The organism is Pseudomonas sp. B21-015 (assembly GCF_024749285.1).
Taxonomy (GTDB): Bacteria; Pseudomonadota; Gammaproteobacteria; order Pseudomonadales; family Pseudomonadaceae; genus Aquipseudomonas.
Genome location: NZ_CP087196.1, coordinates 3,388,478 through 3,402,336, shown reverse-complemented (window position 1 = coordinate 3,402,336; position 13,859 = coordinate 3,388,478). Strand labels below are relative to the sequence as shown.

9 protein-coding genes and 2 pseudogenes are annotated in these 13,859 nt (G+C 58.7%); 5 read left to right on the top strand and 6 right to left on the bottom strand.

Translation table 11 applies throughout. The features are described from left to right. Position 1 precedes the first annotated feature (1 nt). Positions 2 to 967, top strand: coding sequence for an HlyD family secretion protein (locus LOY38_RS15085; protein WP_258695905.1), 966 nt, complete (start codon positions 2 to 4; stop codon positions 965 to 967). A 207-nt stretch (positions 968 to 1,174) separates the two neighbouring features. Here LOY38_RS15085 and LOY38_RS15080 read toward each other — a convergent pair whose 3' ends face one another. From LOY38_RS15080 to mexE, 3 genes are read right to left on the bottom strand one after another with little or no spacing between them, the layout of a single operon-like run. Then, on the bottom strand, positions 1,175 to 2,596 hold the full coding sequence (locus tag LOY38_RS15080) for an efflux transporter outer membrane subunit (protein ID WP_258695904.1): 1,422 nt from the start codon (positions 2,594 to 2,596) through the stop codon (positions 1,175 to 1,177). Further along, entirely contained in the window at positions 2,593 to 5,784 is a 3,192-nt protein-coding gene (locus LOY38_RS15075; protein ID WP_258695903.1) for an efflux RND transporter permease subunit, read from the bottom strand. Before LOY38_RS15075 ends, LOY38_RS15080 begins: the two co-directional genes overlap by 4 nt. Positions 5,785 to 5,799: 15 nt before the next feature. Then, positions 5,800 to 7,053: a multidrug efflux RND transporter periplasmic adaptor subunit MexE gene (gene mexE / locus LOY38_RS15070; RefSeq protein WP_258695902.1), complete on the bottom strand. Its 1,254-nt coding sequence runs from the start codon at positions 7,051 to 7,053 to the stop codon at positions 5,800 to 5,802. Between the two features lie 676 nt (positions 7,054 to 7,729). Between mexE and LOY38_RS15065 the strand changes: the two genes are divergently transcribed. Continuing rightward, positions 7,730 to 8,215, top strand: coding sequence for an ectoine synthase (locus LOY38_RS15065; protein ID WP_408980515.1), 486 nt, complete (start codon positions 7,730 to 7,732; stop codon positions 8,213 to 8,215). Continuing rightward, on the top strand, positions 8,212 to 9,510 hold the full coding sequence (locus LOY38_RS15060; RefSeq protein ID WP_258695901.1) for an MFS transporter: 1,299 nt from the start codon (positions 8,212 to 8,214) through the stop codon (positions 9,508 to 9,510). Before LOY38_RS15065 ends, LOY38_RS15060 begins: the two co-directional genes overlap by 4 nt. A 231-nt stretch (positions 9,511 to 9,741) precedes the next feature. On the opposite strand, the gene LOY38_RS15055 is transcribed toward LOY38_RS15060, so the two are convergent. Together LOY38_RS15055 and LOY38_RS15050 are read right to left on the bottom strand one after the other, a co-directional pair. Continuing rightward, complete coding sequence (locus LOY38_RS15055) at positions 9,742 to 10,788, bottom strand: alpha/beta fold hydrolase (RefSeq protein ID WP_258695900.1); 1,047 nt, start codon at positions 10,786 to 10,788, stop codon at positions 9,742 to 9,744. Positions 10,789 to 10,977: 189 nt separating this feature from the next. Continuing rightward, on the bottom strand, positions 10,978 to 11,493 hold the full coding sequence (locus LOY38_RS15050) for a hypothetical protein (RefSeq protein ID WP_258695899.1): 516 nt from the start codon (positions 11,491 to 11,493) through the stop codon (positions 10,978 to 10,980). A gap of 103 nt (positions 11,494 to 11,596) precedes the next feature. Between LOY38_RS15050 and LOY38_RS15045 the strand changes: the two are divergent. Continuing rightward, a pseudogene (locus LOY38_RS15045) lies at positions 11,597 to 11,710 on the top strand (GNAT family N-acetyltransferase); the annotation flags it as partial. 704 nt (positions 11,711 to 12,414) lie between these two features. Then, complete coding sequence (locus LOY38_RS15040) at positions 12,415 to 13,458, top strand: NAD-dependent epimerase/dehydratase family protein (RefSeq protein WP_258695898.1); 1,044 nt, start codon at positions 12,415 to 12,417, stop codon at positions 13,456 to 13,458. Between the two features lie 13 nt (positions 13,459 to 13,471). Here LOY38_RS15040 and LOY38_RS15035 read toward each other — a convergent pair. Continuing rightward, positions 13,472 to 13,780 (bottom strand): annotated as a pseudogene (locus LOY38_RS15035) (MerR family transcriptional regulator); the annotation flags it as partial. Between the last annotated feature and the right edge of the window lie 79 nt (positions 13,781 to 13,859).

The following is a 13,859-nucleotide window of genomic DNA, read 5'->3' as shown; positions in this document are numbered from 1 at the left end:
CTTGAAGACGATCCTTGCCCGACTCGCGACCCTGGCAGTGGTAGTGCTGGCCTTCATCCTCGGCTGGTTCGCCTGGGAGCATTACACCCGCGCACCCTGGACCCGGGATGCACGGGTTCGCGCCGATGTGGTGACGTTGTCCGCCGATGTCTCGGGGCGCATCGTCAGCCTGGGTGTTCAAGACAACCAGCATGTTGAGAAGGGCCAGTTGTTGCTGGAGATCGACCCGGCTCGTTACACGCTGGCAGTGGAGCATGCCAAACGTTCGGTGGAAGTCGCGAAAGCCTCGCTTGGCCAGTCTGAAGCTACGATTGTCGCCAGCGAAGCGCTGCTCAGACAGCGGCAAAGCGAAGAGCATCGCCGTCGAACCCTCAAGCAGCGCTTCGCGATCTCCGGCGAAGAATGGGAAAAATCCAGTACCGAAGTGGCTGTGGCGCAGGCTGAGCTGTTGCGCAATCAGGCTAATCTGGGCCTGGCACAAGCCAACGTGCAACTGGCGATCGCCGCATTGACTCAGGCCGAGCTGGACTTGCAGCGCACGCGGGTCGCAGCGCCTGTCAGTGGTTACGTGACCAACCTGCTGACGCGTCAGGGTGATTACGCCACTGCCGGGGGCGCGTTGTTGGCGCTGGTGGACAGCGACTCGTTTTATGTCAGCGGCTACTTTGAAGAAACAAAGCTGCCACGAATCGAGGAGGGCGACCGGGTCAGGGTAGAGTTGATGAGCGGCGAGACCTTCGGCGGCACCGTGCAAAGCATCGCTTTTGCGATTGCCGACCGCGAGAACTCCCCGGGAAGTCGCCTGCTGGCCAACATCAACCCCAGTTACACCTGGGTCAAGCTGGCACAACGGGTGCCGGTGCGGATTCAGATCGACGCCGACTATGTCGCTAAAAACCGCCTGCGTGCCGGGACCACGGCCACCGTGACAATCCTGGAAAGCCGCGAGACTCAAGAACACCGCTAACCCTGTGGGAGCGGGCTTGCCCGCGATGAGGGTGGGTCAGCCAACATCAATGCTGAATGTGCAATCGTCATCGCGGGCAAGCCCGCTCCCACAAGGGAATGTGGTGGATTCAACAAGCATGCAGCCAAAAAAAAGCCCCGCGACCGAATGAGGCGCGGGGCAAAAAATTTGGTTGGGTTGCGGCCAACCAAAGGAGCTCTTAAATCATTACTTGCTGGCGACCGTCTCTGGCTGCCAGCCGCCGCCGAGGGCTTTGTAGATCGCGACAATGCCGCGATACAAATCGACTTCGGCCTGGGCCTGGGTGTCTTCTGCCGCCAAACGCTCACGTTGAGCATCGAGCAGCACGAGGAAGTCCACGGTGCCTTCGCGGTAGCGAATATCGGCCAGGTCGGCAGCGGCGCGGCTTGATTCGCTTTGACGAATCAGCGAGACCAGGCGCTGCTGACGCTTGCCGTAATCGCTGAAGGCGTTTTCCGACTCTTCCAGCGCCAGCAGTACTTGCTGCTCGTAGGTCGCCAGGGCGCCTTCGGCCTCAGCATCGGCGCCGCGCAAACGGGCGCGCACGCTGCCCAGGTCGAACGCCGCCCAGGTAATGCTTGGGCCCAGTGCCCAGGCGTTGGCTGCCGACGAGCCGATCTGCGAACCGCGCCCGGCGGTAAAGCCGAGGAAGCCGCTGAGGCTGACCCGTGGGAACAAATCAGCCTTGGCCACGCCGATACGGGCGGTGGCGGCCGCCAATTTGCGTTCGGCGCTGCGGATGTCCGGACGCCGTTGCAGCAGTTCGCCCGGATCACCGATTGGCAGGGCTTTGGCGATCGCCGGCAAGTCTTTTGGACTCAGGTCGACGGTCAGCTTGTCCGGGCGCTCACCCAGCAGGGTGGCGATGCGGTTGCGCTGACGCACCTGTTCGGCCTGCAGTTGCGGCACGCTGGCTTCGACAGACGCCAGGCGTGCATCGGCGCGGACTACGTCCAGTTGATCGCCGACACCGGCATCACGCAGGCTTTCGGTGATCTTGCGCGACTCCTGCTGGTTGTTCAGGTTCGCCAGGGCGATCTTTTCCCGCAACTGCGCGCCGCGCAGTTGGCCATAGGCGTCCACCAGTTCGGCAATCATGGTGACTTGCAGTTGGTAAAGATCGGCTTCGGCCGCCTGCTGTTCAGCGTCGCTGGATTCCAGGTTGCGCTGGATGCGACCGAACAAGTCCAGTTCCCAGGCCATGTCCAGGCCCAGGTCATAGCGTTCACTGCTGACGCGTTTAGTGGTCTGGCCGGGAATCTGCCCTTTGGCCAAATCACTGCTGGCGCGGCTGGTGATGGTCGGCATGGCGTCATTGCTGGCGTCATCACGAATCGCCCGGGCCGCTTTCCAGCGGGCAAAGGCCACGCGCAAATCACGGTTGCCTTGCAAGGATTGCGTCACCAGCTGATTGAGGGTCGGATCCTCGAACTGCTGCCACCAGATGCCTTCGAAACGGGCGCGGTCGAAGTTCTTCTGACCGGCGCTGCCATCGGTGGCGGCCGTGATGTTGGCCGCCTCGGTGGCTGGGGTTTTGTAATCCGGGCCGACGGCACAGGCACTCAGTGCCAGTACCAGAAGGCTCGGCAGGAAGGCTTTCAGGCTCATTGTTGCGCCTCCAGTTGCTTTTCCAATTTCAGCGCCTTGGCCGCTTTGCGTTGCTCACCGCGCTCCACAAAGTTGCGAATCAGTACGTAGAACACCGGCGTCAGCAACAGACCGAAGAAGGTCACCCCGAGCATCCCGGAGAACACCGCCACACCCATGGCATGACGCATTTCGGCACCGGCACCGCTGGAGAAGACCAGAGGCACAACACCCATGATGAACGCGAAGGAGGTCATCAGGATCGGCCGCAGACGCAGACGGCAAGCTTCCAGTACCGCTGCCAGCGGGCCGAGGCCTTCTTCCTGTTTATCCTTGGCAAACTCGACGATCAGAATCGCGTTCTTACACGCAAGTCCCACCAGTACGATCAAGCCGATCTGGGTGAAGATGTTGTTGTCGCCGCCCGAGGCAATCACCCCGGTAATGGCCGACAGCAGGGTCATCGGTACGATCAGGATCACCGCCAGTGGCAGGCTCCAGCTTTCGTATTGAGCCGCGAGCACCAGGAACGCCAGCAGTACGCAGAGCGGGAACACGAACAGGGCCGTGTTGCCGGACAGAATCTGCTGGTAGGTCAGGTCGGTCCATTCGTAGGTCATGCCGTTGGGCAATTCGTCCTTGAGCAGTTTCTCGATGGCTTTCTCGGCCTGGCCGGAGCTGTAGCCGGGGGCTGCCGCACCGTTGATTTCCGCGGTGATGAAGCCGTTGTAGTGCATTACACGATCTGGCCCCGAGGTGTCGCTGACCTTGATGAAGGTCGCCAGCGGAATCATCTCGCCTCGGTTGTTACGCACTTTCAGCTGACCGATCTGGTCCGATTCGAGGCGGAACTGCTGCTCGGCCTGAACGTTGACCTGATAGGTGCGACCGAAGCGGTTGAAGTCGTTGGCATACAGCGAGCCCAGATAGATCTGCAGGGTGTCGAAGATGTCGCTGACGGCCACGCCGTGGGTTTTGGCTTTTTCCCGGTCGATGGCGGCATCGACCTGCGGCACGTTCACGGTATAGCTGGTGAACAGACCGGCCAGTTCCGGCACGCTGTGGCTTTTGGTGATGATGTTCATGGTTTCTTTGTACAGCTCGTCATAGCCCAGGTTGCCCCGGTCTTCGATCTGCAGGCGGAAACCGCCAATGGTCCCCAAGCCTTGTACCGGCGGCGGCGGGAAGATCGCCATGTAGGCTTCCTGGATCCCGGCGTACTGGCCGTTCAATGCACCGGCAATCGCACCGGCAGACATGCTCGGATCCTTGCGCTCGTCGAAAGGCTTCAGGGTGACGAACACGATGCCGGCGTTCGGGCTGTTGGTGAAACCGTTGATCGACAGACCCGGGAAGGCCACGGCGCTTTCCACGCCAGGCTGTTTCAGGGCCAGGTCGGACATGCGCTTGATCACGTCTTCGGTACGGTCCAGGCTCGCGGCGTCCGGCAGTTGCGCGAAGGCCACCAGGTATTGTTTGTCCTGGCCGGGTACGAAACCGGTCGGGGTGTTGGAGAAACCGAAGAACGTCAACACCATCAGGCCGGCGTACACCAGCAGAGCGATACCGCTGCTGCGGATAACCCGACCCACGGTGCCGACATAACCATGGCTGGCCTTGTCAAAGAAGCGGTTGAACGGACGGAACAACCAGCCACCGAAGATCTTGTCCAGAACCTTGGAGAAGCGGTCTTTCGGCGCGTCGTGGCTCTTGAGCAACACGGCGGCCAACGCCGGCGACAAAGTCAGCGAGTTGAAGGCCGAGATCACGGTCGAAATCGCAATCGTCAGGGCAAACTGTTTATAGAACTGCCCGGTCAAGCCGGAGATGAACGCAGCCGGAATAAACACCGCACACAGCACCAGCGCCGTCGCGATGATCGGGCCGGTTACTTCACGCATCGCACGCTTGGTGGCTTCTACGGGCGTTAATCCCAGCCCGATGTTTCGCTCGACGTTCTCCACCACCACAATCGCATCGTCGACCACGATACCGATGGCCAGTACCAGCCCGAACAGCGAGAGGGCGTTCAGCGAGAAGCCGAACAGGTGCATCACGGCAAACGTACCGATCAGCGAAACCGGCACCGCCACCAGCGGGATGATCGAGGCGCGCCAGGTTTGCAGGAACAGGATCACCACCAGCACAACGAGGATCAGCGCTTCGAAGAGGGTGTGAACCACCGCCTCGATGGAACCGCGCACGAAGATTGTCGGGTCATAGACGATGCTGAAGTCCATGCCTTCCGGGAAGTTCTTCTTCAGCTCGGCCATTTTCTCCCGAACGTCGTTGGAGATCTGGATCGCGTTGGAGCCAGGGCGCTGAAAGATCGGGATCGCCACTGCTGGCTGGTTGTTCAGCAACGAGCGCAGGGCGTATTGGCTGGAGCCGAGTTCGACGCGAGCGATGTCTTTCAGGCGAGTGATTTCACCGTTTTCGCCGGAACGAATGATGATGTTCTCGAACTCTTCCTCGGAAACCAGACGGCCTTGGGTGTTGACCGACAGCTGGAACGCCGTGGCATTCGGTGCTGGCGGAGCGCCCAGGGCACCGGCGGCGACCTGACGGTTCTGTTCACGAATCGCGGTGACCACATCGGTGGCGGTCAGGTTGCGCGAAGCGGTCTTGTTCGGATCAAGCCACACCCGCAGCGAGTAATCGCCCATCCCGAACAGCTGCACATCACCGACACCGCCCAGACGCGCCAGCTCATCCTTGATGTTGAGCAAGGCGTAGTTGGACAGGTAGAGCATGTCGTAGCGTTTGTCCGGCGAGGTCAAGTGCACAACCATGGTCAGGTCGGGCGAAGCCTTGTCCACGGTGATACCGATGCGTGTCACTTCCTCGGGAAGTTTGGGCTCGGTCCGGGTCACGCGGTTCTGAACCTGTACCTGCGCGTTATCCAGGTCAGTGCCCAGGGCGAAGGTGATGGTCAGAGTGATCTTGCCGTCAGCGGTGGACTGCGAGGACATGTACAGCATGTTCTCGACGCCGGTGATGGCTTGCTCCAAAGGAGCGGCCACGGTTTCACCGATGACTTTAGGGTTGGCGCCCGGGAAGTTGGCACGGACCACAACGGTCGGCGGCACGACTTCCGGGTATTCGCTGATCGGCAACTGGAACAGCGAGATGGCGCCGGCGATCAGGATCAGCAGCGACAGTACCGCTGCAAAGATCGGCCGTGAAATGAAGAATTGGGAAAAATTCATCGGAGTAATTGTCCCTTAACCGCGTGGAGTCGCAGCAGCCAGTTTCACAACCGTGCCCGGCGCGACCTTGGCAGGTGCGACTTGGGGCAGGTTGCTGGCTTCCAGCGCTTGTCGTTGTTGAGCGAGGGCCGCGAGGGTTTCCTTGCTGGCCATCGGGATCACTTCAGGGGTGACCGGTGAGCCAGGGCGAACCCGTTGCAAGCCCTTGACGATGATGGTGTCGTCCTTGTTCAGGCCGCTGCGCACGATGCGCAGCCCTTCGATCTTCGGACCCAACTCGACGGGGCGGTAAGTCGTTTTGTTGTCGGCATCCATCACCAGCACGAACTTTTTACCCAGGTCGGTACCGACCGCTTCGTCATTGATCAACATGGCGGAGTAAGTGCCGCTGCCCACCAGTTTCAGGCGTGCGTAAAGACCAGGGGTGTAGGTGCCGTCGCTGTTGTCGAACACCGCGCGACCGCGGATGGTGCCGGTCTTCGGGTTGACCTGGTTGTCGACGAAGTTCATCTGGCCCTGGTGCGGGTTGCCGTCTTCATTGGACAGGCCCAGGTAAACCGGCGTGGTTGCGCCGCGTTGCCCCTGGCGGGCGAGCTGGGTGTATTTGAGGAACACACGCTCGTCGGCGTCGAAGTAGGCGTAGACCTTGTCGGTGGAGACCACGCTGGTCAGCGCGGTGGTATCGGCGGTCACCAGGTTGCCGGCGGTGATTTCCGCACGGCTGACACGGCCGCTGATGGGCGCAGTGACGCGGGTGAAACTCAGGTTCAGTTTGGCCAGGTCCAGTTGTGCCTGGAGGGCGCCGACGGCGGCGCGGGCTTCTTGAGCCGCGCTGGTGCGCGAGTCGGCGAGTTCGGCGGAAATCGCGTTGCTGGTACGCAGACGTTCGCCGCGCTGAGCTTCGTTTTCGCTGCGGGTGGCCGTGGCACGAGCCTGGGCAACCAGAGCTTCGAGGCGGCGGACCTCAGACTGGAAGGGGCGCGGGTCGATCTGGAACAGCAGGTCGCCTTTTTTGACCAGCGCGCCTTCGGTGAAGGCCACGTCATCGATCTGGCCGGAGACCCGTGGACGAATCTCTACCGTTTCCGGCGCTTCAAGGCGCCCGGTGAATTCGTCCCACTCGTTGACCGGTTGTTCCAGCACCTTGGCTACGCTGACTTTGGCCGCGGGCATGGTGGCGGCAGCGTCCGGGGTCTTGCCGCAGGCGCTCATCACCAATACGGCCAACAGGGCCAAGGGGAAGCGCAAATGTTTGAGTGACTGTTCCATGGAAGCATCCGCCAATTTATTGAGAATGGGCGGATGATGCTTGGCGGGGTTGTATGGCACGAATCGAATGAAGCAAAGGTAACTATCATTCGGAATGATATAAGACCGAAGCGAGCCCTCTAGCATGCACCTTCCATTGGTGGGCTATCAAATGAAATGATGACAAATCAGTGTTGCAGGGAGTGTAAGGGATTGGCTTGAAACGCATACGGCCTCTTACGTCAAGGAAAGCGCCAACTCGGAGAGTCTACCTAAGCGTGTGGACCTCGAATGTGCCGTCGCCTGCGTTGAAACAGTCGGAAAAGCCCGTTGATACCCATAAATTCTTCCACGTAGGATCAGGCCTCTTCAGGGAGCAACAACCGGGTCAGGGAATGACTGGTCTGCCGTAATGGCATGCGTGCCACAGGCACGTCCTTCGACAAGATTTCCTGCATTTCCTGTAGGAAAGCATCCTGTTATCTGATTGTGATTTGTCCTTGATCAGGGTTGGTGTTTCATTTGACTTACGAAAGACAGCGCTACTCCCTAGAGTGGGCGCCTCAAACGAACTGTCGAACATTTTGCTGTGCGCAAGTCTGCCTCTGCGTTACCTGTTTAGCGTTTACCGACGCGGCCGCTGTGTTTGCCTCGCACTTATGAAGCGGTCAGTCCAACTATTCAAAAGGAACTGAATATGTTTGTTCGTAGCATTCGCGATGTCGAGAAAACCGACTTTTTCGTCGACACTAGCCACCGCCTGCTGACAGAGCAGGACGGAGTCGGCTTCACCATTTGCCACACGGTGGTTCGAGCCGGTACGGAATCGCTGCTTCATTATCGCAATCATCTCGAGGCTTGCTATTGCATCGGTGGTGAGGGCGAAATCGAAGACATGGAGGGCACCATCCATGCAATCCGTCCGGGAGATATGTACGTTCTGGACAAACATGATCGTCACTATCTGCGTGGTGGAAAGTTCACGGACCTTAATTCTGGTCAGCGTTTTCAATCCTCCCCTCGCAGGCACCGAGCGCCACTCTATAAACAATCAGAGTGCCTCTTCGTACTGAGTTCCGAAATGGACTGCCTGTTCGACGGGCCAGTCGTTTCCAACCAGCGAGTAACGAGACGACAGGCTTTTTTCAGACTGTTGAGTGACTGTGCGGAGTTGATGATATGAAATTGTTCAGGCCGTTGCTTCAGCGGCCCGTAGCCTTGCTGTGGGGAGGGTTGGCGCTCTCTTCGATCGGTGACGAACTCTTCGCGATAGCCATCGCCTGGATGGCGGTACAGATCGCAGGAACCGATGCAAGCTGGCTCAGTGCTTTACGCGGTGCCGCCGCGTTGGCAGGTGCTTTGCTGGGGGGGATATGGGCAGAGCGCTGGGACCACCGTCGCACGATGATCGGCGCCGACCTGGCGCGGGCCGGGCTTGCCTTGATTCCGGTGCTGGCTTGGGGGCTCGGCATCATGAGTCTGTGGATGCTGGCGGTGCCGCTCATGCTCATGATGATCGTCAACTCATTGTTCGAGCCGGCGCTGCGCGCCAGTCTTCCGCGGATTGCCGCGGCGCCGGACCAGCTGCAATCGGTCAACGCGCTGTTCGATGCGATCATCCGGGTCGCCCGGGTGATCGGGCCAATGCTGGCGGCGGCGATTACGCTGCTGATTCCGATCGAGCATCTGTTTACCCTGAACAGCATCACCTTCCTGATCTCTGCGTGGGCGGTCATGAAGTTGGGCAAAACGTTGCCGCGCCAACCTGTCAAGGCAACAAGCCGGCGTGCCGGATTTACCGCCGGTTGGAGAAGTCTTGCGGGACGCAGCCAGATGCAGGCGGTGTATGTGTGTGCGGGACTGGGCAATGTCGCCTGGAGCGTGGGTATATCGATCGGCATGGCGCTGGCCGTCGTCAAATACGATATCCAGGGATTCGGCGTACAGGGTTTTGCTGCCTACGGCCTGATCATGGGGGCATACGGGGCAGGGAACCTGATCTCCATTTTTGTTGTGGGCAATCTGCAGATCCGTCGCTTGTATCACGGGTTTACCTTCGGCTCCGTGGTCAACGGCTTGGGCATCGCGATCATCGGTGCGGCCGTGCTGTACCTGCCACCGGAACATGTCTTGACGGGGATGATGGTCGGCGCAAGTCTTGCGGCACTCGGCGGGCCACTGATCGACATCTCATTCATTCTGCTCATTCAAACCCGGTTCAGGCAAAGCGAAATCGCCGGGCTGGCAAGGCTGCGCTTTGCCACGCTGGGTGCGTCGATTCTGATTGCCGGTGCCTGCGGTGCTGCGCTGTATGCCCGTTTTGAAACCGGCCTGGTGATTGTCGGTGCCGGGATTTTCGAAGTGATCGTGGGGGCCATTGTGCTGCTCGTCCCCAAGGATAACGAAGCCGTACAGGCGAACAGGGTAGACGGCGCTTCGTCGTCAACCTTGGCGGATGGTAGCGAGGTGGCCAGATGAAACAGTTACATGACTATATAAAAGACCACGCCGAGCGAATGCCGGACAAGATTGCGCTGACCATCAGTGGCCGACAGATCTCCTACGGAGCGTTGGACGAACTCGCCTGCGTGGTAGCCCGGCAGTTAGTGGGCACAGTTATGGCCTGCCGAAATAGGGAAAAGCCTGTTTCGGCAGCTTCGGCAGGTCGATATGCTGGAATACGATAGTCAAAAACCTACCGACGTGAGGCTACCGCTCATTACGAGGTGCCGGGCCCAGAAATTCAGTAATCAGCGACGTCACTTGCTGATGAATCACCTCACGTGATCGCCCGCCGTCGCCATCCAGGCAAATCATGCCGTCCCCCGGCGCCTCTGATTCGAGCAACTTCACCGCGCCCGGTTTGCACAGCGACAAGAAACTGAAGTGGCTGGCGTCGCTGATCTCGACGTAGCGCGTCGAGGCATGCGGTAGCCGTTTGGCCAGGTCGGCGGACTCCAACTGCGCGGGAAGGTCTTCAGAGGGCACGCCCGCCGCGATCACCAGTGCCGGAACCGGCAGCGCCGCGAGGCTCGCATCGGTCAACCCGCGTGACAGGCCCAAGTCTAGCGAGACAACGGCGGTGACGCGTTTGTCGCTCAGGTCAGAGCTTAATCGAGTCTTTGACTCTGGGATGCTGCCGGGGTTGATCTGTTGGTAAACGCGGCAACTGGCCAACTGCGGATGCGCCTTGCAGTCTTGGGCAAACCGCTCGGGATCGAAGCGTGCTCCGGTGATTTCCAGCGCGGTCCAGCCGCCGAGGGAATGACCGACCACTGCAATTCGACGCTTCGCGACCGCGCCGAACTGTTCCGGCTGAGCCATGACCGCATCGATGGCCCGGCTCACGTCGGCAGGTCGTTGCCACAACTGGGCGGCCGCTTCAGGGTTGCGATCCCTGGTGGTGGTGCCCGGATGATTGACCGCCGCGACGATGTAGCCTCGGTGGGCGAGTGTGCTGGCCAGCCAATCCTGATTGCCCCAGTTGCCACGGAAGCCGTGGGAGAGCACCACCAACGGATGTTCGCCGGCAGCCGCTGGCGCATTGCGTACGGCGAGGGCACCAACGAACGCCGGGCTGTCGGCGATCAATTGCGGTTTGGCAGAGGTTGCGCTCGGGTACCAGACGACCATCTCCAGCGCACGCTCGTTGTGCGCGTCTGGCAGGGTCGAGGACTGGAAGCCGATAGGGTTGCCATCAGCGAGTGCGTGGGCGGAGAGACAGATCAGAAGCAGGGAGGCGAAAGCTTTTTTCATTGTTTTTATCTTCCTTGACTGGATCAACTGATGGAGAACTTCGATCCGCCGTGAGGCGCACTCCCATTTCGAACGCGCGGCTCTCGAACCCGAACTCGGCGTACATCCGCGCAGCGCGTACATTGAACGGCCAGACGATCAACCGCAAGTCCTGAGCGTCGTGTTCAATCGCCCAGTCTTTTACGATGTTTATCTAAACATCTGCTCAATCATGAGCCTGGAGGGGATGAGTAACGTATTAGTGTAATAGGCTTTATACCCATAGGCGGTGATGCGGACTTTGCATGGAATTGAAATTTGCGACGCAAGCAGGGGCTTGATGGTGTCATAGTCATTCAAGTCGCGTTGAGTCCCATTCGGATTGGTGTAGTAAAAGATGAGCTCGGAAGAAAACTTGTAATTGGGTTTGGCTTTACTGTTCGCGGTCACTCGTCCTTCGGCTTTTATATCTATTGAATGCTCCGATGAAAATTCCATGTCTCGATTGAGAGAGCAGATCAGGGTAGGTGTGAGTTGATTGGACTTTTCGTAGTCATTGAAAGCGCTCTGCAAATCCACAGTGGAGCTAAAGCGGGCAGTGAACAAATTGCTGGGGCCAAGCCCGAAAGACGATAACGTGAGGTCGGCGGGTGGAATGCTGGCCGTTTTTGCACAGCCAGTGCAGAGAAGTATTGCGAAACAAATGACACTGCGGAGTATGTTCATTTGCCGAAAATACCATTAATTGAATCAAGAATCAGATCGCAGGCGGACTTCGTCCATTGAACAGGTTACTACGCAATATATGCTCAATAAGGAGACTCAAAGGATGGAGATCAAACGAGCTCGGTCCGACGATGCCCAAGTGGCATTCGATATTCGCCTGCAAGCAATCCGACACCAATGCATCGGCGCCCACACCCAGGAACAAATGCGGGCGTGGCAGCCCCCGTTGGTACTCAGCCCAATGGCCAGGGAAACGCTCGAATGAGAAAACGTAACCCTGAATCTCATTCGTCTGCACATCGGGGTCGAACATGCGCCGGATCTGTGTGCGGATTTGGCTCAGGCGTTTGATCAGATGGGCTGACGCGTCAGCCCATTCAGAGACTCTCAGGGTCGCCAAAAAACATTTTGCCTGGGCTCTAGGACGATTGTTTCAGGTGGGAAAAAAAGAGTTATGCCCCCATTTTTGCCCCCACTTGCACCGGCTGTGCTAGCGATCATGAATGGCGATTTCTGATAACACCAGTGTGGCTTTGGCTGGCTTTCAGTGGACTCCCTTCCACGCCGCGTCATCCCCTCCGCGCTGATCGCGGTGGATACAGCATCACCCCATTGGGGCAAACACTGAGGGGGGCATTTCGAGCGTTATACGACTGGAGCCTCAATCATTCAAATGCTGTTCTGATGGCCCAGTCAGCATTTGACAAGCGTTTAACAGAGACTTGGAAAACCGCCGTGTCATAACTGCCCCGCAAATAATACTTTGCTAAATACTCACTATAAACGTGTCTAGAGGTGTCCGAGATGCTGAAATCTAAAACTGAAACTAACGTGCCAATGGGTACTTGACTCTGCCCCATGGGACACCTCGTATGCTTTTTCCCAGCGCCCACTCTGGCGCGCTGCCAACAAGGAGTTCCTGTGAAAAGTTTATGTCTGGTGACAGGTGCCAACGGCCATCTGGGCAATACTTTGGTGCGAGCGCTGCTCGGTCAGGGCTATCGGGTTCGAGCCGGGGTTCGTGACATATGTAACCACACACCCTTTGCCGGGCTGGACTGCGAGTTGGTGTATGCCGAGTTGCTGGACCGTGCGGCCTTGGACAAGGCGCTGGAGGGCGTGGAGGTGCTGTTTCAAGTGGCCGCCGTGTTCAAGCACTGGGCTCGCAACCCGGAGGCCGAGATTGTCGAGCCGAATATTCAAGGCACGCGGCGTGTGCTGCAAGCCGCTTCACGGGCGGGTGTGCAGCGTGTGGTCTACGTTAGTTCGGTGGCCGCCGTCGGTCATGATGGTACGGCGCTGGATGAGGCGCACTGGAATACGGAAAGCGAAAACGCCTACTACAAATCGAAGATACTTTCCGAGCAGGCGGCTTGGCAGTGCGCTGAGACGTTGGGGGTGAACATGGTGTCGGTATTACCTTCGGCCATGGTTGGCCCCAATGCTGCTCACCTCACCGATACCATGGGATTTCTTCAGTCGGTTCGGCAGCGGCAGATGCCGTTTGATCCGGGGTTTCGCTTCAACTTCGTGGATGTTCGCGATGTGGCAGACGGGATGATACTCGCTGCCGAAAAGGGCCGGCCGGGGCAGCGCTATATCCTGGCCAATGAGCATTCGTCGCCGCTCAGCGATTTGATCGAGGCCGCCAACACCCAAGCTCCCGGGTATCGCCAGCCTGTCTCAGCGCCACGCTGGTTATTGCTGGGCGTGGCCTGGCTCCAGGAGCGCTGGGCGCAATTAGTCGGCAAGCCCGCCCAGCTACTCTTGAGCCAGGTGCGCCTGTTTCACAACGTGGCGCAGGAATACAACATCACCAAGGCGAAACATGAATTGGGCTTCAACCCTCGGCCGCCTGAAGTGGCTTTGAGGCAAGCGTTTGCTTATCTGTACAGACAAGCGCATCAACCTTATGAAAACCCGCCACAGGGCGAGGCGCAAACATTGAGTTCATCTCGCTTTTGAGTTCAATCAAGTGAAGATCAAGCGCCTGCAGTTCAGCGATCCTGTCCTGGACCTGGCGGCGCTTGTCGTCGACGGCCTGGTTGGCCAACGCCAGCGGAAATGACTTCAGTTTGTTTTTTGCGGCAATCAGCGGGTTCATCTCGGCCAGCTTGAACCCGGCAGTCTGCGCTTTGCGGATCAGGTGGACGATTTCCAAGTGATGAGCATTGTAGAGGCGATACCGCCCCTCACGCTCCGGCTCGTTGATCAGGCCCATTTGCTCGTACAGTCGAATGGCTTTTGGAGTGCAGCCGGTCAGTTCGGCGAGTCGTCCAATGAACATCTGTCAATTCCTTATGTGAGACAGCAAGTACTCTAGCGTTGTTTGATCGCCAGAGTTGCAAAAGCCGTTACATAAAAAT